Annotated in this window: 21 protein-coding genes and 1 pseudogene; 4 read left to right on the top strand and 18 right to left on the bottom strand. The window is 39.0% G+C overall.

The features are described 5' to 3' along the window. Positions 1-94: 94 nt before the first annotated feature. From atpE to NYE61_RS16660, 4 genes are all read right to left on the bottom strand, one after another. Complete coding sequence (atpE, locus tag NYE61_RS16675) at positions 95-307, bottom strand: F0F1 ATP synthase subunit C (protein WP_010648360.1); 213 nt, start codon at positions 305-307, stop codon at positions 95-97. Between the two features lie 43 nt (positions 308-350). Further along, positions 351-1,073 (bottom strand): F0F1 ATP synthase subunit A, encoded by a 723-nt coding sequence (atpB, locus tag NYE61_RS16670; RefSeq protein WP_118888506.1) that lies wholly within the window; start codon positions 1,071-1,073, stop codon positions 351-353. A 62-nt stretch (positions 1,074-1,135) separates the two neighbouring features. Then, on the bottom strand, positions 1,136-1,525 hold the full coding sequence (locus NYE61_RS16665) for an ATP synthase subunit I (RefSeq protein WP_095307835.1): 390 nt from the start codon (positions 1,523-1,525) through the stop codon (positions 1,136-1,138). A 538-nt stretch (positions 1,526-2,063) separates the two neighbouring features. Further along, on the bottom strand, positions 2,064-4,226 hold the full coding sequence (locus NYE61_RS16660) for a S8 family serine peptidase (RefSeq protein WP_303448356.1): 2,163 nt from the start codon (positions 4,224-4,226) through the stop codon (positions 2,064-2,066). An 870-nt stretch (positions 4,227-5,096) separates the two neighbouring features. Between NYE61_RS16660 and ribE (NYE61_RS16655) the strand changes: the two genes are divergently transcribed. The 3 genes and pseudogenes from ribE (NYE61_RS16655) (at position 5,097) to ribE (NYE61_RS16645) (ending at position 6,867) form a co-directional block, all read left to right on the top strand. Beyond that, positions 5,097-5,747, top strand: coding sequence for a riboflavin synthase (gene ribE, locus NYE61_RS16655; RefSeq protein ID WP_251660254.1), 651 nt, complete (start codon positions 5,097-5,099; stop codon positions 5,745-5,747). 14 nt (positions 5,748-5,761) lie between these two features. Further along, positions 5,762-6,349: pseudogene (gene ribB / locus NYE61_RS16650) on the top strand (3,4-dihydroxy-2-butanone-4-phosphate synthase); the annotation flags it as partial. A 47-nt stretch (positions 6,350-6,396) separates the two neighbouring features. Next, positions 6,397-6,867 carry a 6,7-dimethyl-8-ribityllumazine synthase gene (ribE, locus tag NYE61_RS16645; protein WP_095307831.1) on the top strand — a complete coding sequence of 157 codons (471 nt, stop codon included), beginning with the start codon at positions 6,397-6,399 and terminating at the stop codon, positions 6,865-6,867. 71 nt (positions 6,868-6,938) lie between these two features. Here the strand turns inward: ribE (NYE61_RS16645) and upp are convergent, their stop codons facing one another. The 11 genes from upp to prfA all read right to left on the bottom strand — a co-directional run bounded on the left by upp (position 6,939) and on the right by prfA (position 17,070). Further along, entirely contained in the window at positions 6,939-7,568 is a 630-nt protein-coding gene (upp, locus tag NYE61_RS16640; protein ID WP_095307830.1) for a uracil phosphoribosyltransferase, read from the bottom strand. 137 nt (positions 7,569-7,705) lie between these two features. Beyond that, entirely contained in the window at positions 7,706-8,950 is a 1,245-nt protein-coding gene (gene glyA, locus NYE61_RS16635) for a serine hydroxymethyltransferase (protein WP_095307829.1), read from the bottom strand. 231 nt (positions 8,951-9,181) lie between these two features. Further along, positions 9,182-9,751, bottom strand: coding sequence for a TIGR01440 family protein (locus tag NYE61_RS16630; protein WP_303448357.1), 570 nt, complete (start codon positions 9,749-9,751; stop codon positions 9,182-9,184). Positions 9,752-9,877: 126 nt separating this feature from the next. Beyond that, positions 9,878-11,170, bottom strand: a complete 1,293-nt coding sequence (locus tag NYE61_RS16625) for a HAMP domain-containing methyl-accepting chemotaxis protein (RefSeq protein ID WP_303448358.1) — start codon at positions 11,168-11,170, stop codon at positions 9,878-9,880. Positions 11,171-11,188: 18 nt separating this feature from the next. Further along, a complete protein-coding gene (locus NYE61_RS16620) occupies positions 11,189-11,791 on the bottom strand; it encodes a low molecular weight protein arginine phosphatase (RefSeq protein ID WP_095307826.1) in 603 nt (200 codons plus the stop codon). Between the two features lie 275 nt (positions 11,792-12,066). After that, the gene (locus NYE61_RS16615) at positions 12,067-12,615 is read right to left on the bottom strand and encodes a manganese efflux pump MntP family protein (protein WP_095307825.1); all 549 of its coding nucleotides are present in this window, start codon (positions 12,613-12,615) and stop codon (positions 12,067-12,069) included. A 138-nt stretch (positions 12,616-12,753) separates the two neighbouring features. After that, the gene (locus NYE61_RS16610) at positions 12,754-13,779 is read right to left on the bottom strand and encodes an L-threonylcarbamoyladenylate synthase (protein WP_303448359.1); all 1,026 of its coding nucleotides are present in this window, start codon (positions 13,777-13,779) and stop codon (positions 12,754-12,756) included. A 183-nt stretch (positions 13,780-13,962) separates the two neighbouring features. Then, positions 13,963-14,373 carry a hypothetical protein gene (locus tag NYE61_RS16605; RefSeq protein WP_339316047.1) on the bottom strand — a complete coding sequence of 137 codons (411 nt, stop codon included), beginning with the start codon at positions 14,371-14,373 and terminating at the stop codon, positions 13,963-13,965. A 69-nt stretch (positions 14,374-14,442) separates the two neighbouring features. After that, entirely contained in the window at positions 14,443-15,048 is a 606-nt protein-coding gene (gene spoIIR, locus NYE61_RS16600; RefSeq protein ID WP_095307822.1) for a stage II sporulation protein R, read from the bottom strand. 86 nt (positions 15,049-15,134) lie between these two features. Beyond that, positions 15,135-15,998 carry a peptide chain release factor N(5)-glutamine methyltransferase gene (gene prmC / locus NYE61_RS16595; RefSeq protein ID WP_251660276.1) on the bottom strand — a complete coding sequence of 288 codons (864 nt, stop codon included), beginning with the start codon at positions 15,996-15,998 and terminating at the stop codon, positions 15,135-15,137. A 1-nt stretch (position 15,999) separates the two neighbouring features. Next, positions 16,000-17,070, bottom strand: coding sequence for a peptide chain release factor 1 (gene prfA, locus NYE61_RS16590; protein WP_095307820.1), 1,071 nt, complete (start codon positions 17,068-17,070; stop codon positions 16,000-16,002). A 246-nt stretch (positions 17,071-17,316) separates the two neighbouring features. On the opposite strand from prfA, the gene NYE61_RS16585 reads away from it, so the two are divergent. Continuing rightward, entirely contained in the window at positions 17,317-18,066 is a 750-nt protein-coding gene (locus NYE61_RS16585) for a FixH family protein (protein WP_303448361.1), read from the top strand. A 186-nt stretch (positions 18,067-18,252) separates the two neighbouring features. On the opposite strand, the gene NYE61_RS16580 is transcribed toward NYE61_RS16585, so the two are convergent. The 3 genes from NYE61_RS16580 to rho all read right to left on the bottom strand — a co-directional run bounded on the left by NYE61_RS16580 (position 18,253) and on the right by rho (position 21,103). Next, positions 18,253-18,873 carry a thymidine kinase gene (locus NYE61_RS16580; RefSeq protein ID WP_303448362.1) on the bottom strand — a complete coding sequence of 207 codons (621 nt, stop codon included), beginning with the start codon at positions 18,871-18,873 and terminating at the stop codon, positions 18,253-18,255. A gap of 483 nt (positions 18,874-19,356) precedes the next feature. After that, entirely contained in the window at positions 19,357-19,602 is a 246-nt protein-coding gene (locus tag NYE61_RS16575) for a type B 50S ribosomal protein L31 (RefSeq protein WP_095307817.1), read from the bottom strand. 220 nt (positions 19,603-19,822) lie between these two features. Then, on the bottom strand, positions 19,823-21,103 hold the full coding sequence (rho, locus tag NYE61_RS16570; RefSeq protein ID WP_095307816.1) for a transcription termination factor Rho: 1,281 nt from the start codon (positions 21,101-21,103) through the stop codon (positions 19,823-19,825). Positions 21,104-21,143 lie beyond the last annotated feature (40 nt).

The raw sequence follows: 21,143 nt of genomic DNA, 5'->3' as shown, positions 1-21,143 counted from the left end.
TATTTTCATATCACCTGAAAGTTACATAAAGGAATGGCGAAGATTCTATGGTAACGAACTTCGCCATTATGTTTTAAATAAAATACAAATAAAATTACATGAAGATAGCCATAAATGCGATAACTGCTGCGATGATTGGAATCGCCTCAACAAGTGCTACCCCGATAAACATTGTACCTTGTAGGGCACCTCTTAGTTCTGGTTGACGTGCGATTCCCTCTACTGTTTTACTAACGATCATTCCGTTACCAAGACCTGCACCTAATGCTGCCAGGCCGATTGCGATTGCTGCTGCTAATGCTTCCATTGAAAATTTCCTCCTTTTATTTAAACCTAATATTATTTTTTATTTAATGGTCACTGCTCACTTTGTGAGACATATACACCATTGTTAACATAACAAATACATAAGATTGAATTGCACCTATAAACACACTAAAGCCCATCCATGCCAGCATTGGTATTGCTGCTCCTAATGCTCCCAAGAAGCCTGACATTGCCATACCTACAAGTAAGGTTAATAATACTTCCCCTGCATAAATGTTACCAAATAGACGAAGACCTAATGTTAATGTGTTAGTAAACTCCTCGATAATTTTAAATGGCAGCATAAAAGGTACTGGGCTGACATACCCTTTGAAATATGCTTTTGTTCCTTGTGTTTTAATGCCATAGAAATGGGTTAATACGATAACCATAGCGGATAGTGTTAATGTTAATGTTGCATCTGCGGTTGGTGATTTCCACCATAAGTCATGACCGACCACTCCGACAGTCGCTACACCTACTAGGTTACTAACAAGGATGTAAAAAATCAGCGTTAATCCTAATGGAAGAAACACCTTCCCTGTTTTCCAGTCCATTGTGTCACTAATAATTCCTTTTACAAATTCAACTACCCATTCCATAAAGTTTTGCATCCCGGTTGGCTTCATCTGCAGTTTGCGACTTGCCCACACACAGAAAACAAACACAATTAGCGATACAACTGCAATCATGAGGACATTGGACATGTTAAAGTCGAGCCAGGAAATCCCAAAGACGTCATTAACTATTGGAGCTGTATGATCCAAAATTCTCCCCCCTTTACACTACATACTTATAAATCCGTTCATACTATGCCTGTTAAACTAGTTTACTTAATATGTTTTCTTTGAAAAATGAATCGAAAAGCAACATCAATTCCTATTATGATGTATGAAGATACAAGACCAAAAACCAGGGCAATAATATGAAAGGTTTCATTAAATCGAAGTGCGATCAAAACGGAAAGCATTGTTGCAGCAAGCCTTGAGAATGTTCCCAATCCCCCGCGTACCTTTCCAGTTTCAATAACCGCTTTTCCCAGTGCTTTTGTTTTATGCTGCAGTAACCATAAATTGTAGAAGCTTACAGCGCTTCCTAACAATAAACCGTTAAAAATTCGAGGATACGATGAGAACCCTGCACCAATTACGATAATTGCAAGAAGAAAGAGCATCCATTTACGCTGCCTCGTTACCATCAAATCATATTCAGACATCATGTACTCTACTCTCCTAAACACTCAAACGATATTGTGGATGTTCTCATTACAAAATAAAGGCTGAAAAAACACGTGCATCCGCTTCCAAACAAAATTGTTTACTATTAAACGGTTGTTATTTTCAGTCATTATTTTAAAATATTGGTCCTGTTTCACAGCCAAAAACACGGAAATGCTTATGTAACAGAAGTTGCTTTAAGGGAAATTAAGTCTGCCATTTTTCATGTCGAATGATACTAAAAATCGTCGTATCAGCTAACAAGATAGTTGCAGTTTATATAAAAATACACCTTCCCCCACAGTTAGCAAGTTTACAACAGCTTGACCACCATTGTCAATTAGGACACTAAGATAAATTGCAATTTTTAAACCATCGATAAAATACTGTCGTTGAAACAATATGTGACATTTTCTTATTTATAAATTTACAATTAAGTGACCCAACTTTCATTATAAATGAAAGTTGGGTCGTGTAATGTGACATCTTTGTGAACTCACTTGATTTATTTGAGTTTTTTTGTCTCTTGTGAACAATGAATTATTCTATATATACAATAGATGGACTGCTTTCATATGTTCCGTCCTTGAGAAATACAGTTACTACCGCTAAATAATAACCTGTATCACCAGCATCTTTTTTACTTATTTCACCTTGATGTTCTCCTGTTTTTACATTTTCCATTTCTAATAGTCGTCTCTTGAATACAAGACTTTCAGGATCGTATAGGTCAACTTCTACCCGTCTCGCAGGTTCTGTTAGATATATTCGATATTCATATGCTTCTTCAGAGAGAGTTTTCATCGCAAACTCAAATCCTGCTGTTTTGGGTTGATTCGCAGCTTGGTTCACAAAAATATATGGTAAGTTGTATTGGTTATCTTGAGATCTCAGTGTGATCCAGCCTTGATGTACACCTTGATCCATTCGAGCTGCTGTTATACTAAGCTCAATTGGGATTGTCTTTTTCTGATTGGCTTCGATCCTAAATGACATTGGCAGCTTCCAATTAACACCATTCTGTTGCTTTGGATAATCAAAGGTAAATGTCTGTGCAACATCTGTCATGTTCTCAATTGTTAATGGAAATTCACTTGTTTCTCTATACCCATTTATTTGTCCAAAGTTGAGTTGTGGATTGTGAATGATTGTTGTCGATTCAATTGCTTTTTCCGGTTGGATTTCTCCCGTTCCTTGAATCGTGGGAGCTAAAACATTACCTTCACCGATTACATGCGCGGTTGTTTTAAGTGCTCCGAAGATTTGCTGGGTCGACCAATCTGGGTGCGCCTCTTTGATTAATGCAATAGCACCAGTAACATGCGGTGCAGCCATACTAGTGCCATCAAGTGGCTCATAACCTCCTGGAACAGTGCTCATAATATTCGTCCCTGGTGCAACTACGTCTGGCTTGATATTCCAATTAACTGTAACTGGTCCTCTTGAGCTAAATGGAGCTATTGTTCGCTCTTCATGTTCGTATGCAGTTTCCAAATAAATACTTTCCCCTTCATTCTGCTCTTTCAGCCATACACCATCTTCCATGGCTATCGATACGACTGGTATATTTATTGGATCTTCTTTATTTTGAACAGAACCTCGAAACATTCCTTTCTCTTTATTATAGATTACAACCGCTACTGCCCCTTTTTCTTCAGCCCGTTTTGCCATTTCATAGAACGGTGTTTCTCCACGTTTTATAAATGCGATACGCCCATTCAACTTTCCATTCTCTTCTGCCATATCAGCAATTGGATAGTCTTTAGTCAAATTCCACGGAGAAGAACCTACCATTTCAGTAAGCGGGATTGTACGATCAGCCATCGGTTCATAGAGTAGAGGGGTTTCTGTTGGTGCAGTTGATGCACCAACTGATAAAGCTTTGTCTGCAGTTGCTGGTGATCCTACAGTCCAATCTTGTGGGCCGCTATTACCATTCGCTATAACTACCGCTACACCTAGTTCTGTAGCTCTGTTAACTGCTACACTCGTTGGAAAGTCAGGAACATTAACGTTATTCCCAAGCGATAAATTGATAATATCTACCCCATCTTCAATCGCCTTCTCCATTGCAGCTATTACTTGCACAGATGTTCCTGCCCCCCCAGGACCAAGCGCTCGATATGCGTAAATTTCTGCATCTGGAGCGACTCCTTTCAATTCTCCGTCGGCCGCAATAATCCCTGCAACATGAGTACCGTGTGATGTCGGTATACCTTGTTCTGGAATTGTCTCCATTGGGTCTTCATCAAGGTCAACAAGGTCATATCCCCCACTATAATTTTTTTGCAAATCTGGATGGCTGTGATCAATCCCAGTATCTATAACCCCAACCTTTACACCTTTACCGGTAAATGAAGTCGTATTTAGATCAGATGGGATTACCCCGTTACCCTTTTCACGATTTCCATCCCAAGGAAGTGCTTTATATTGCTGTACCGAGTGAATACGTTGAACAAAAGGCAGCGATTCTATCTTCTGCAGATTTGCAGGAGCTCCCTGGATTGCAATGCCATTAAACAATTGGTGATAAACTGCAATAACCTCGATAAATGGATGATATGTTTCCAAATACTCTTTATGTATCTCTGGATCCCCTTCTACTTCGATGATGATCGATTCCATTTCTTTTTCCGCATGAAGTTCTTGAGGGTATGGAATAAATAGAAGTAGAAGCAATAAAAAGGTGCTAAAAATTCTCATAGGCGCCCACTCCCTTTTTTTAGCAATAGCATTTGAAATAAATTACGTTCTTATACATTCGTTTCGATTACGCCGGATTTTTCTACCTTGCTTTTTCAGAAGAACTAATGGTATACTATTTTTTAGAAAACTTGGAATTCACCATGCCTTTGGATGAAAACCCTGGTTGCACTTATGCAGCTAGGGAAGTTTTCCATCAAAATTCAATACGCATATTCCTTCGGGGTCGGGTGAAATTCCCAACCGACGGTGATGAAGCATAGCTTCTAAGTCCGTGACCCGTGCGGTTTTTATAAGATTATAAGATAGTTGATCAAAAAAGAGGATAAAAAGGACCGAGAATTTCCAGACGGCGTAGCCCCCGTACCTTTACGTATGCAATTAATACGTGAGGAACGGGCTTGCACAACATGTGATGACTTCGACGTTCAACACAGGACGTGTTGGTAGTTAGTTGAAGGCCCCCTGTTCTCGAAATGTCATTTTTACCGGAAATTTTTGAACTACCTTTAACCTATAAACCAAGCGGTGGATCTGGTGCAAAACCAGAACCGACAGTTAAAGTCTGGATGGGAGAAGGAATTTTAGGTAGGCACGCTATTTGTAATGCTTTAGGCGAGTGCTGTTATTTGTATACTTTTTGTACAATTAACAGGATGCGATTTCGTTGTATTACATTATTTTTCCATCGCTTACTATTAAAATTCTAATCACAAGCCTCTGAGGAAACTCAGGGGCTTTTTTCATTTCCTGCAGCTCCAGCGGCAAAGGACTGGCGAAACTTGCTAGCCTCCATACATCGCTGACCGAGCGCTGCCCCTTTTATTGTTTACAAAGGATGCGATCTCTTTATGAAAGGAAGTGAGTTATATGTTTACAGGTTTAATCGAGGAAAAAGGTGTTGTAAAGAAAATGCTGAAGATTTCCAATCAGGCTGTCCAAATGACTATAGGATCCAGCAAGGTAATTGAGGACGTTTCTATTGGTGACAGTATTGCTGTTAATGGCATTTGCCTTACAGTGACAAGTTATAGTTCCAATAGCTTCCAAGTGGATGCTATGCCAGAAACGATAAAATCCACCTCTTTGCAAGCTTTAAAAACTGGTTCTGAGGTAAATCTAGAACGAGCAATGGCAGCAAATGGAAGGTTTGGCGGGCACTTTGTATCTGGCCATGTTGATGGTACAGGTCAAATTGTCCAGGTGTACCGAAAAGAAAATGCTATTTATTACGACATCGAAATATCTGAATCTCTCATTCCATTTTTAATGCATAAAGGTTCCATTACAGTTGATGGAATCAGTTTGACGCTTTTCCAAGTAAATCAGAATCGATTCACTATTTCCCTTATTCCCCACACCGCCTCCGAAACAATTCTTGGCGAAAAAGGCAAAGGAGATATCGTGAATATCGAGTGTGACATGCTAGCGAAGTATGTACGAAATATGCTCGATAATCAATATAAGAAGCACGGTGAAGAAATCAACCAAGATTTTCTTGAACAAAACGGATTCATATAGGAGGAATATTCATAATGCATACTATTGAAGAGGCAATTGCTGATTTGAAACTTGGAAAACCAATTATTGTTGTTGATGACGAAGATCGGGAAAATGAAGGTGACCTTGTTGCTTTATCTGAAAAAGCGACACCTGAATTGATTAATTTTATGATTACACATGGGAAAGGTCTCGTATGTGTTTCTCTTCCAGCAGAGCACGTGGAGAATATCGGACTATCACCGATGGTCAATCAGAATACGGATCCATATGGTACTGCTTTTACAGTATCTGTTGACCACAAAGATACTACTACTGGAATTAGTGCAGCAGAAAGAGCGAACACCATTCTGGCTTTAACAGATCCTCACGCACATATTTGTGATTTCAAACAGCCAGGTCATATGTTTCCGCTTATCGCAAAGGAAGGCGGCGTGTTAACTCGCCCTGGTCATACAGAAGCAGCTGTTGATTTAGCACTTCTAAGTGGTGCCTTCCCATCAGGTGTCATCTGTGAAATCATTAAAGATGACGGTACAATGGCACGACTAGCAGACCTTGAAATTATGGCTGGAAAATTTGACTTAAAAGTCATCTCAATAGCAGATTTAATTACCTATCGTAAAACAAATAATACAATGATTATTCATTCATAAAGGAGACAGAAAAAATGGGAAAAACATATGAAGGAAATGTAGTTGGTACAGATTTAAAAATCGGGATTGTAGTTGCCCGATTTAACGAATTTATTACGTCTAAATTATTGGATGGTGCACGTGATGCTCTGAAAAGACATGGTGTTGCTGAAGATAACATTGATATTGCATGGGTTCCAGGTGCGTTTGAGATCCCCTTAATTGCTCAGAAAATGGCAGCTCTTAATAAATATGATGCTATTATCACGTTAGGAACGGTAATTCGCGGCTCTACTCCACATTTTGATTATGTGTGTAATGAAGTAGCGAAAGGTGTTGCGAATGTATCGTTTCAAACGAGCAAGCCAATTATATTTGGCGTCCTGACAACTGAATCAATTGAACAGGCAATTGAACGTGCTGGGACAAAGGCTGGAAATAAAGGTGCTGAATCAGCTATTTCCGCTATTGAAATGGCGAATATGGTAAAACTGCTAGAAAATTAATTCAAAAACGGAGAGTGCAAGTTAAAGTTGCATTCTCCGTTTGTTGTCTATTTATTACACTGTAGCAGTACTTATTTTGTACCGAATAAACGGTCCCCAGCATCTCCAAGTCCAGGGACAATGTAGCCATGATCGTCCAATTTCTCATCCATAGCCGCTAAATAAATGTCAACGTCTGGGTGATCTCTCTTAATAACCTCAACGCCCTCTGGTGCAGCAATTATACACATGAGACGAATGTTTTTTGCACCACGCTTCTTCAATGAATGGATGGCATCATTTGCTGACCCACCAGTTGCCAGCATCGGGTCAATTACAATCAGCTCACGCTCATTAATATCCGAAGGTAATTTAATATAGTATTCAACAGGCTTTAATGTTTCTGGATCACGGTATAGACCAACATGTCCAACTTTTGCTGCCGGAATAAGCTTACGTACGCCATCAACCATCCCGATTCCAGCACGAAGAATTGGAACAAGTCCTATTTTCTTTCCTGCCAATGTTTTCGATTTGGCAATAGTTACGGGTGTCTCCACTTCTACTTCTTGTAACGGCAGGTCTCTTGTAATTTCAAAAGCCATTAGCATCGCAACTTCATCAACAAGTTCGCGGAATTCTTTTGTTCCTGTGTTCTTATCTCTTATGTACGTTAATTTATGTTGAATTAACGGATGATCAAATACAAAAACATTTCCCATTGTAGATCACTCCTTCAGAATTAGTTATATCCCTAAAATTGTACTGAAAAACAAGCGAGCTTTCAAGTTTAGTTTTATTCTTGTTATAAAAACGTAACAAAGGATACTCCGAAAACCGGAATATCCTCGTCTACTACTTATGCATATTGTGTATATAATGGAAATTTCTCTGTTAAAGCAGCCACTCGTTTTGCAGCCTCTTCTAATACTGCTTCATCTTCATAATTTTTTAATGTCAATGAAATAATGGCAGCAATTTCTTTCATCTCTTCTTCACCAAAACCTCTCGATGTGACAGCAGCGGTACCAATACGGACTCCACTTGTTACAAATGGACTCTCCGTATCAAATGGAATTGTATTTTTATTTGTTGTAATGCCAATATCATCTAGAGCCTTTTCAGCAACTTTTCCAGTCAGGTTAAGTGGTGTTACATCCAATAAGAGCAAATGATTATCTGTTCCGCCTGAAACGATGCGAATTCCTTCTTCAGTCAATGCTTCACCAAGAACTTTTGCATTGTTAATAATGTTATTCGCATATTCTTTAAATTCATCGGATAATGCTTCCTTAAAGGATACCGCTTTTGCTGCGATAATATGCATCAATGGTCCACCTTGGATACCCGGGAAGATAGATTTATCGATTTGCTTCGCATATTCTTCTTTACATAAAATCATTCCACCACGCGGTCCACGCAATGTTTTATGTGTTGTAGTCGTAACAAAGTCAGCATATGGAACAGGATTTTGATGAAGTCCAGCAGCTACAAGGCCCGCAATATGTGCCATATCCACCATTAGATAAGCATCTACCTCGTCAGCGATTTCACGGAATTTCGCAAAATCAATATGACGTGAATATGCACTTGCACCAGCTACAATTAACTTCGGCTTTACTTCTTTTGCTTTTGCTAAAACAGCATCATAATCTATTTTTTCGGTTTCTTTATCGACACCATAGTCAACGAAATTGTAAAGCTTTCCACTGAAGTTTACAGGACTTCCATGTGTCAAATGTCCACCATGATTCAAGTTCATTCCAAGTACTGTATCACCAGGCTCTAAAATAGAGAAATACACACCCATATTCGCCTGTGCACCAGAATGAGGCTGAACATTAACATGATCCGCACCGAAAAGCTCTTTTGCACGGTCACGAGCTAAATCTTCTGCAACGTCAACATACTCACAACCACCATAATATCGTTTATTTGGATACCCTTCCGCATATTTATTCGTTAACACAGAGCCCATTGCTTCCATTACAGCTTCAGACACGAAGTTTTCAGATGCGATCAGTTCGATCTTATCCTGCTGACGCTTTTTCTCCGCCTGAATTGCTTCATATATTTCTACATCTGCTTGTTTAACATGTTCCATAAGTAAAGCCTCCTATGTATAAGAATATTTTAAAGCTATATAAAAGTTGTTCAAAAAGTCCGGTAAAAATGACACGTTGAGAACAGGGGATCTTCAACTAACTACCGACACATCCTGTGTCGATCGTCGAAGTCACCACATTCTGTGGAAGCTCGTTGGCTTGAACTTCTTGGTCCTTTTTATCCTCCTTTTAAACTATATTATAAGGAGATAGATTCTCCCATTAATAACTTATTTGCAGCTATCATTCAATCTTGTATTCTCATAATTTGCTCGGTGACCACCAATTAGTTTTGGACGAGTTCTTGCGGCAGTAATACGCGCATTCCCAATGAATTTCTCGTTAAATCGAAGTGGAACAGCTACATGCTTTAAATGCATCCCAATCATCGTTTCTCCAATATCTATTCCCGCATGCGCGTGTACTGTTTCAACCACAACTGGATCTTCCATATGCTTATATGCATATGAAGCCATCGATCCACCAGCTGCAGGAATTGGGATAACGGAAACTTCTTCCAACTGATAGGCAGTGGCAGCTTCTCTTTCAACTACAAGTGCTCGATTCAAATGCTCACAGCATTGAAATACAAGATGAATGCCAGTTTGTTGCTGTAATACTTGTAACGCTTTAAAAATAACTGCTGCAATCTGTTCGCTTCCAGATGTTCCAATATGCTTACCGGCAACTTCACTTGTAGAGCATCCAACTACAAATAATTCATCACGTCGCAAATAACCCGTTTTCATCCATTGCACAACAATTGAGGTCATATCTTGCTGTATATTTTCATATGCCATTTATTCTTCACCTTCCATTGATTTATGTCAAGCATCAAAGGACCCAAGTTTACGTCCTAAAAATGTACACCTAATTCTAATTGTACAAAGAATAGTACCGTATGACCATTGTTAAGCGAATAGATGTTAGAAAACCTTAAATTGGTTAATTTGCTTGTTTAAACTTTGAGCTTGCTCTTCCATCTTTTGAGCTAGCTGGTCTACTTGTTCCATCGTGGAAACTTGCTCCTGAATAGCGGCATTCACTTCCTCTGTTCCTGCAGATGTTTCCTCAGCGATCGCAGCAACCTCTTGTGACTGCCTTACCGTATCCTGAATCGATTCTAATTGCTTATCGACAAGACTTGTAATCATATCAATTTCCGATGCCACATCATTTACCGAACCAGACATTTGCTCAATTGTTCTGTTCGTGCCTTCTCCATTTTCTGCTTCTTTTTTTGCGTACATAACATTATCGTTTATTTTTCTTACAACTAAATTCACATCTTCTTGAATCGCTTCTATCAAACTAGAAATGCGCTGTACTGCTTGAGCACTTTGATCAGCTAACTTGCGGATTTCCTCGGCAACAACAGCAAATCCCCTTCCATGCTCCCCGGCACGTGCTGCTTCAATGGATGCATTCAATGCTAACAGATTCGTTTGTTCTGCGATTTCACCAACCATTGTGATAATCGATTCAACTTGTATCGCATTTTGCTTTAAGTGATCAACGTCTTTTAAAGAAAGTTCTTGATCTTGTGCTAATTTTTGAATACCTTTTACGAGCTGGTTCACGACAATTTTACTTTCATTGAGTGTCTCAAGCATTGCACTTGATTTAACTTTCGATTGCTCTGCTTTTTCCTGCACTTTTTTGGCTAGCTCAGTAGCAACTTCTACAGCCTCTGCCGTATTCTGGATTGCTTCTGAGGAATTTTCCGCACCTTTGGAAATTTCATAGACCGAAGTACCTATAGCAGCGGAATGCTGTACCGCTGAATGAGATGCTTCTTTCATCTGAATAACAGTCTCATTCGTACTTTCAAAATGCTTATCAATGTTATGTACCATTGCGTTTAGGTTATTTAGCATAGTATCGACAGCTATGGAAAGATCACGAATTTCATCATGTGACTTCGGAATATGTACTTCTTGATTTAAGTTTCCTTTCGCCGCTTCGGACGCAACCTTCTCTAAACTTTCCATCGGCTTTGTAATTACTCGCGCTGCAAAGAATGCCAGAATACCAGACCAAATAACTCCAAGCAGCAAAATAATAATCGTATACCACTCGATTGTAATAGACCAATAGGCTTGTACATAATCATATAATACATAAATGAATAGCGCACTAAATGTATATGTTATAATGGCCAATATGGTCGTAAAGATTACGAGTTTCAAACGTAAACTAAACTTATAGCTTTTCTCCATGCCCTTCTCCTCCGACTACTACTGTATTTTTTTAATCAGCAGGTCAATATATTTTTCTAGTTCTTTCAACGTCTCCCGATAAATTTCCAAGCTTCCACCAAATGGGTCAGAAATATCATACGTGATCAAATTCGCTTCAAGCCCCCGAATCATTGCCAATTCATGCCTTAGATACTCCTGAAGTTGTTGCTGAAGCTCTATTCTGTCCATTTCACCCTTATTTTGTTGGATAAATAGGGCACGTTTTACTTCTAGATCTGCATACGCCTTTTGCAATTCCTGCCATACTTGTTTATCGGCTTCTGAAACATATTCTTTTAGCGTATAAAAATTATTCTGATAATCGGGAAAGTCAATAATCAATGATTGTTTGTGCCCGGTAGTCATTGTTAACACAACGTCCGCCCAAGCAAGTAATTCTTTCGTCACTGGTTGTGATTTGTGTTCGCACTGGATTCCACGTTCTTGCAAGGATTGAATCGCAAACCCATTGGCATGTAGATTGTTGCTCGCAAAAACCCCAGCGGATTGCGTGCTTGCTTCGGGCATTTTTTCCTTTAATAAAGCTTCCGCCATTGGACTTCTGCACGTATTTCCAGTACAGACAAATAATATATTCATGAAACGCCCTCCATCTTGGAACTCTACGACAAATATACCATATTTCCAATTAACTTGTTAGATAAAATAATTTACTTTTCCTTTCGAATTAAAGCTCTTCATTAGAATACTGGGTATTCGTTAAAAGGATTCTTACCAAAGCGTTATTACCCTACTTAAGAGCCCTTAACTATTAACTTTAGAGCACAAGCTTCCTGAGTGAATGGCTTAGTTGTACTTATCCAAGTAAGATTGTTTGTCAAAAAAAGACTCCAGCACCCAGCCGGAATCTCCTATTAGCTAAATAACATATATAATCCAAAACAACATAAGATACTGCCACCAAGTAGTTCGCTGTATACACCAAGATAGCTCTGTACTTTTCTGCCAAGCAGCATTCCGAGACACGCAAGAAAAGCACTACTAATGCCAAATAGGATTAAAGTTAGAATTACATGAACACCTGATAACCCAAGACCCAGTCCTACAGTAAAGCTATCTAAACTAACCGTAAATGCGATTAAAAGCAGACTTAGCCCAATTGGACGCATTCTCTTCTGCACCTCATGGCTAAATGCGGAGAAAAACATTTGCGCACCTATACCAAACAATAAAGCACCACTTGCTAGAGTTGTTAAATTTCCAATTTGTTCTGAAATCACTTTTCCAAGCATTATTCCGAAAAACGGCATGATGATATGGAAAACACCGATGGTCATGCTAACAAGAGCGATTCGTTTTAAACGTAATTTTACGAGACCTATCCCAAGGCTAATCGAAAATGCATCCATACCAAGCGCAATGGAAACAACGAGTAATGATGCGATTTCACCAGAAAAAAACATTCACAAATCCCCCTTGGACATGCTTGTTAACTATATGCATGTCCAATAGAAGATATGAATGTCTTTCACTAAAATTCCTGTTCTATATGAAGGTTTATTAGGTTAGAACTATGGGCACCAACGAGCTTTAGACTACATCTAACGTATGATTTCACTAGCTGCTTTCTTCAGGCGATTCATAACCGCTTGGCCGATTCCTTCTTCGGAAAATGCCTCACAAATAATAACATCTGCATCCCCTTGTTTAAAAGCTCGCAGACCATCATACAAGTTAGATGCTATCTCATGTAAATTTGCTCCCAGGTTGCGAATTTCTACGCGGTGCAGTTGCCTTGCTATTTGCTCACTAGCTAATACTCCAACCCGATTCCCTTTTATTTGCTGCTCATCAATCGTTGCTTGCATTCGTGCTGCCGTACCAGCTACAAGCAATAAAGGTACCTCTGGTGAATAATGCTTGTATTTCATCCCTGGCGATTTCGGCTTTTCCTTTTCATTTGCAAGACCAGGATCGATCATAACAGTCCCCACAACCGTTTCAAGCTGCTGTTTCGTCACTCCGCCAGGACGTAAAATAATGGGGATATCCTGTGTGCAATCAATTACTGTCGATTCCAAACCCACACCGGTTGGTCCACCATCTATTAACCCAGCAATTTTCCCTTGAAGATCTTCCCACACATGTTCAGCGTTTGTCGGACTTGGCTTACCAGAGAGATTGGCACTTGGTGCTGCCACTGGTATGTCAGCTAACTGTAAAAGCTGCTGTGCTACTGGGTGATCAGGTATCCGAACTCCGACTGTGGATAACCCCGCAGTAACATTTTCCGCACATGCTCCATTACTCGGAAGAACAAATGTAAGTGGACCAGGAGTAAATGCATCGATTAGTTTTTCAGCGTAAGTCGGTAAGTTATCCACAAGTCGTCTCAATTGTTCCACAGTTGCGACATGTGCAATTAATGGATTATCTTGCGGACGTCCTTTCGCCTTGAAAATTTCCGCAACAGCTGCTTCATTGGTTGCATCAGCCCCTAATCCATAAACTGTTTCTGTAGGAAACGCAACGGTATTACCTTCTTTTATTAGTGTAGCAGCTTCAGCAATAGACTGCTTATTATAGCTTTCATCATTTTGTATATTCCAGCGTTTTGTTTCTATCATTTTGCTACCTCATTTCTTAATTCTATTCTAGAGGATTGAGGCACATAACGCAAAATGTGGATAACGTAAATTTGGAAGTGACACTTATGCACATCCAAATGAATGTTACCCACAAATACACATACTTATAAACAATTTCCCAACACATTATTCACAAGAGACTGTGGATAATGTGTATAATCATTAAGAAACATTATATGCCCACCAACTTCCACCTTTTACAGGATATTTTTCCTCTGATAGACTTTGAGTTTGTGGATAAAACTGCAGGGCCTCTAACAGCAAGTCTACTACAGGCTGATGGCTATGAACATAAACACTTTTTGCATTACGATCCTTTGCAAGTACTAAGATGGCCTCCAATAAAAACGGGAGCTTTCCAGCTTCTGATTGCGTAATATACAGCTGCTTCAGCCAGTAAATGCCTTCTTCTACTTGGTCTAGAATAAAACATCCTTCAATTGCATTATTCAATTCAACCACATAACCATTTTCAAATACCCTATTTTTATTCACATCTGGATTCTTGTTAAAAAATGCTTCCAATTGTTCATAGGACACGTCTCTCGCAAGAATGAGTTTCAATAGTCTCACCTCTACAAATAAATTTTTAATAGAATTATGATTTACCTTTTCTTCCATTCTATGCATTTACTAGAGAGACTATGACCAGCCAAACCATTCAAATAAGAAAAATTTAATTTCCGTTTCTTCTTCTTCAACCTCTTCCTCTACTACGGTATCTGCGTCTGCTGCCTCCGCTACCGTTGTGCCTCCTGAAAAGTCGAGAAAGCAGAGAGGCGGGAATAATACACACCACCAGTTTGAGCCGTTTCCTTCTCCTAACGTTATTAAAATTGCTTCGTATTCACCAGCTGGATATAAAAAGGAACCGTAAAGCTTCGCTGGAAATGTTATATTTTTTCCATATTCGACACTGTAATCATTCTCTGTTCCTTGTTCATCAATTGTGCTTTTCACTATTTGTTCCAATTCTGGAATACGAGATTCAATTAATGCACGTGCTTCATCGATATCCGTAATGTGCTGTACCCATTCTGTGACCACTTCATTAACACGGTCGCGGACTTCAAGTTTTAGCGCTTGGTCTTGCTCATTATCACTATTTGCAAGTATTCGCAAACGAATTGCTTCATCTGGAATTACTTGATAATCTTCTTCATTCTTTAGTTCCTTGCTTACTCCATTTAATGGCAACGAAAAATATAATACAAAACATATAAGTACAAAAAATACTAGCTTTTTCATTTCGTAATTCTCCTCTCCAACTCCTTAATTGCCAGTATGGACAGGTCAAAATGATTTTAAACTAGTATTCTAGCAAATTCTTATATTTATTTTATCTTTGCTGAGACAATCCGATTCTTGCCATTAATATCCTGAATTGTATTAATGGTGCTTTCTGAAAAGGTTTCTTGAATAAGTGCATAAACTGCTTCACTTTGTTCATACCCAATTTCAAACGCTAATTGTGCTGGTCTTTTTGTAGCCTGTGGTGCCTGAGCAATTATTTTTTGATAAGCGGCTAGTCCATCGGCATCAGCAAACAGCGCTAGTTCCGGGTCAAAATTTTTCACTGTATCCGATAGCTCAGGAGCTTCTGATTTTGCAATATACGGTGGATTGGACACTAAGATGTCTACCTGGATGTCTTTTTCAATTGCAGGCTGTAAAAAATCCCCTTGCAGAAAATGAACATCTGCTCCTAGCTGCTTGGCATTTTGTTCAGCAACTTCTAACGCGTTTTTTGAAATATCTGTAGCGTACACAATCGAATTCGGTATTTCTAATGCTAGTGTAATTGCGATAATGCCACTTCCTGTACCAATATCAATAATCGTCAGTGGGTCTCCCCCCGATGTGTCAGTAGATTGAATAATATGCTGAACGAGCTCTTCTGTCTCTGGTCTTGGAATTAGTACATGTTCATTCACGATAAATTCTCTGCCATAGAATATTTCATGGCCTATTAAATGCTGGACAGGGATACCAGTTTTTGCATGTTTTTCAACAGCTGCTTTGAATTTATCCACAATCTCAATTGGAACAGGATCTCGCATCAGCATGTAAAATTGCTGCCGATCTACTCCTAAATAATATTGTAAAAGTATCTCTGCAACTCTAGATTCACGGTGATGTTTTTCTAAAAAAAGAGAAGCCCAGCGCAGGACTTCGAATTGTTTTTGTTCGTGTGTCATCTTATTCACCAATTTGTTCTAGTTTTTTAGTTTGTTCTTCCATTACAAGTGCATCGATGAATTCGTCTAACTTTCCTTGCATGATTTGATCAAGTTTTTGGATCGTCAAACCGATACGGTGGTCTGTTACACGGTTTTGCGGGAAATTGTACGTACGAATACGCTCAGAACGATCTCCCGTTCCAACTGCGGATTTTCTGTTTTCATCATATTCTGCTTGTGCTTCTTGTTGGAATTTATCATAAACACGGGCGCGAAGCACTTTCATCGCTTTTTCTTTATTCTTAATTTGCGATTTTTCATCTTGAATGGAAACAACAATACCTGTCGGCTCATGCGTCAATCGAACAGCAGACATTGTTGTGTTTACACTTTGTCCACCAGGTCCACTGGATGCAAATGTATCAACACGAATATCTTTTTCATGAATCTCAACCTCTACTTCTTCAGCCTCTGGAAGTACAGCAACAGTCGCGGTAGATGTATGAATTCGACCTCCAGATTCCGTCTCTGGTACACGCTGCACCCGATGTGCTCCATTTTCATATTTCAGCTTGGAATAAACATCGTTCCCATTTATCATAAAGATTATTTCTTTATAACCACCGACACCAGTAGAGCTCGCTTCCATTACTTCAATTTTCCAGCCTTGGCTCTCTGCATAACGAGAATACATCCGATATAAATCTCCAGCAAATAACGCAGCTTCATCCCCGCCTGCTGCACCTCGAATTTCCATAAATACGTTTTTATCATCGTTTGGATCTTTTGGCAGGAGGAGGATTTTCATTTTACCCTCTAAATCTGCTTTTGATTCACTTAGCTCATCAATTTCCATTTTTACCATTTCATACATTTCTTCATCCAATTTATCATCAAGCATTACCTTGGCATCTTGGAGTTGGGACGTCACATCTTTATATTCACGATAAGCTTGAACAACATCTTCTAGACCTGATTGTTCCTTGGAATACTCACGCAACTTATTTGTATCACTAATAATATCCGGATCACTTAGCATCTCATTCAATTTATTATAACGATCTTCTAATGTTTGTAAACGATCTAACATTCACGTACACCTCTTTCTGATTAACAGTCTAATTATATTATAACCATGGAACATGGTCAATTAGTGGCGGGTGGTTTTAGGACGTGATAGACGTACTCGGGCATTGGGTGGCGTCTTATTTGCGGGAATGGTGTGTTTTCTTAATTTGTTCACAGTTTTGTTTGTTGACGCTGCAGTTAAACCTTGGTAGATTGTTGTTAGAAGTTGAATTTTTATAAAACTAATAAAAATGGGGCTGGATAATTAATGATTCCAAAGTATTTAAAAGTAGGCTTTTGGCTTGTTTGTATTTTTACATTAATAGCTTGTGGATCAAATAATCAAGTGGATGAAGGTGACGGAGAACTACTATCATTAGATGTTGAATTTGAATTGCCAGAGCAGGCAGAAGTTGGAGAAACAGTTGAATTAAAAGCTACTGTTACATATGGTAATGAAATGGTTACCGACGCTGATGAAGTCGTATTTGAACATTGGTTAACAGGAAATGAAGACGACAGTACAATGTTGGAGTCAACCAATCATGAGGACGGTACATATACAGCAAAAGTAACATTTGAAGAAGATGGTGTTTATGAAATCTATGCCCATACAACAGCACGAGATTTGCACACGATGCCGAAGAAGTCCATTACTGTAGGTGATGGACAAGCAGAATCAAACAATGTTTCTGAACATGAACACAATCATCATGCAGAAGGTTTTGTCATCCATTTAATGGAGCTAAATGAAGTTATGCTTGCCGAGGAAGTGGATTTTGTTGTCCATTTACAAATGGATGAAGTACCCTTCGAGAATGCTACTGTTCGCTATGAAATATGGAACACGGAAAATGAAGACGAAAGAAAGTGGATTGACGCATCTGAAACGAAGACAGGGGAATACACAGGTGCACATACGTTTAATGAAGCCGGAGCATATACAATTAACATTCATGTCAAAGATGATGAGAATTTGCATGAGCATCAAGACTTTACTTTTGAAGTAGTTAAATAACAAAAGATTTATGATTGAGAGCTGACCGTAATACGATCAGCTCTTTTTATGTTCCTTATGGGTAACAGCAGCCCTTGCACTCTGGAGCAACAAGCCTTTAGGTGAATGACTTAGATGCACTTATGCAGTTAGAAAAGTTTTAATCTATCTGCCCAAACAAAAAGCACCCATTTGGGAGCTCTCGTTTTACTTTATTGCATTTTCTAGGTTCCGATTAAAATTTCTTTTGGGCTTCTTTGGAACCTCATGGTGATGGCGGCATCTTGGCTCATACGATTCAGATGCACCAACAAGAATAATTGGATCATCGTAGGATGCAGGACTGCCGTTAATCAAACGTTGAGTACGGCTTGCTGGTGAGCCACACACAGGACAAATGGCGTTTAGCTTTGTTACAGATTCACTTAATGCCATGAGCTTGGGAACTGGACCGAATGGTTCACCACGGAAATCTGTATCCAGACCCGCAGTAATCACCCGAATTCCACGGTTTGCAAGCTCTTCGACTATTTCTATAACATTTGAATCGAAAAATTGTACTTCATCAATCCCAACAATGTCAACATGGTCATCAATATGTTCTAGAATCTCTACAGAATTATGGATCGGACGAGCAATGGTTGAAGAGCCGTTATGGGAAACGACAGCTGTATCATCGTAGCGATTGTCTATTGCTGGTTTGAATACACGGACGGTTAGATTGGCATATGTCGCTCTGCGAACACGACGGATTAATTCCTCTGATTTACCAGAGAACATACTGCCACATATGACTTCAACCCAACCACTTTGCTTCATTACATACATGCAGGAGAACTCCTCTCATAACGTTGGCTAATCTTTATGTACAGTGTATAGTTTACCACTATATTCGATAAGACTAACCCTTTTTTCGGATAATATTAGAAAGTTTGGCATTTGTTAAAGGGATGCTTACGAAAGCGCTCTTTGCTTTTTTTGAAGACCTTATACTTTGAAGCGCAAGCCATTGGACAGATGCCTTCGTTGCACTTATACATAAAGGACCGTTCGATGCGTTCCCTTCTGCAAAGTAAAAAAACAGGCAAAATAGAGACATTTTGCCTGTCCTTTTAAAAGCTAAAACAAATTACTTCAGCCCTTTTACGTCTAACTTAAAGTCGCATTAAGCATGCTACGACTTTTATTTCAATCCAGCTTCAAGCGCTAGCGACTCGAGACATAACCCATAAACACTCCGAGCACCAAAATTCAGGAGCTCTAAAGTTTCTGACCTATGCTTTTCGTCGCTGAACAAGCTCTTTCAGCTTTTTACTTCATATTATATTTCTTCTTGAATCGATCTACACGTCCGCCTACTTTATCAGCTTTTTGCTTACCTGTGTAGAATGGATGTGAATCTGAGCTGATCTCAACTTTGATTAATGGGTATGTGTTACCATCTTCCCACTCGATTGTCTCGTTAGATTCTTTTGTTGAACCACTCAAGAATTTGTAATCTGAACTTGTATCAAGAAAGACTACTTTTTTGTATTCTGGATGAATATCCTTTTTCATGTCTTCCACTCCTTTTTGCCCTGAGACCTGAGGAAACAGAGTTATTGTAAGAGCCGTCATAGGCATAATGCCTTTTCTAAACTCACATAGAAAGATTATAACAGTATGAAGGAATGATTGCAATAGAGGTTATTCAAAAAATCCGGTAAAATGACACATCGAATTTCTCCCTTAGCCCTTCAAACTTTCTTCCTGAATACATACTAAACGGATAACGTATTTATTTCGTCATGCCTTTTCTTTTCATTTCCTCATCCATTAATTGCAGAAATTCTTCGTTGCTCTTTGATGCTTTTAAGCGTTTTAAGAAGCGTTCAAGGAAGTCATGTGAATCTTGCATTGTTTTGCGGATTGCCCACATTTTATCAAGATGCCCTTTGTTAACAAGCAACTCTTCTTTACGCGTACCAGAACGTAAAATATCAATTGCAGGGAAAATTCTGCGTTCTGCTAATTGTCGATCAAGATGCAGTTCCATATTACCTGTCCCTTTAAACTCTTCATAAATAACATCATCCATACGAGAACCTGTATCAACTAAAGCTGTTGCTAAAATGGTGAAGCTACCACCCTCTTCAATGTTACGTGCGGCACCAAAGAACCGTTTCGGACGATGGAAAGCAGCCGGATCTATACCACCTGAAAGTGTACGTCCACTAGGTGGGATAACAAGGTTATATGCTCGCGCCAGTCTCGTAATACTATCCATCAAAACGATAACATCACGCTTATGCTCAACAAGTCGCATTGCACGTTCTAATACTAGTTCAGATACTTTAATATGACTTTCTGGAACTTCATCAAATGTGGAGCTAACAACATCTACATCTGGATCTACAGAGCGTTCGATATCGGTAACCTCTTCTGGTCGCTCATCCACCAATAAAATAATAAGTTTTGCTTCTGGATGATTCTTCGAAATACTATTTGCGATTTCTTTGATCAGCATCGTTTTCCCAGCTTTTGGCGGTGCAACAATTAATCCACGCTGTCCAAAACCTACTGGAGTCATGAGATCCATAATTCTCGTTGATAGTTTGTTCGTTATCGTTTCCAGCTTGATTACACGATTCGGATAAAGTGCTGTCAATGCTGGAAAATGCACTCGCTCCTTCGATGAATCTGGATCTTCACCATTAACTGCATCTACATGCAATAAGCCATAATAACGTTCATTTTCCTTCGGAGGACGTACCTTACCAGAAACTTTATCACCATTTCTCAGATCAAAACGGCGAATTTGTGATGCGGATATATAAATATCTTCTGCACTCGGGGAATAATTGATCGGTCGTAAAAACCCAAATCCTTCTGAAGGAATAATCTCCAAAACACCATCCATAAACAGAAATCCATCTTTTTCTGCCTGTGCTTTCAAAATAGCAAAAATAAGTTCTTTTTTGGTTAATTTCGCATAATAAGATACTTTAAATTCTTTTGCTAAAGCATAAATTTCTTTTAATGTCATCGTTTCTAAATTAGAAATTGTTAATGCTTCCATTCAATCACCACGCCTATTCCTATACATCTTCTCTTAGAGA

Origin of the sequence: Oceanobacillus sp. FSL W7-1304 (assembly GCF_037969805.1) — a bacterium.
Taxonomy (GTDB): Bacteria; Bacillota; Bacilli; order Bacillales; family Amphibacillaceae; genus Oceanobacillus; species Oceanobacillus profundus.
Note: the sequence above shows the minus strand (reverse complement) of the source record. Positions and strands in the feature narration are given on the sequence as shown.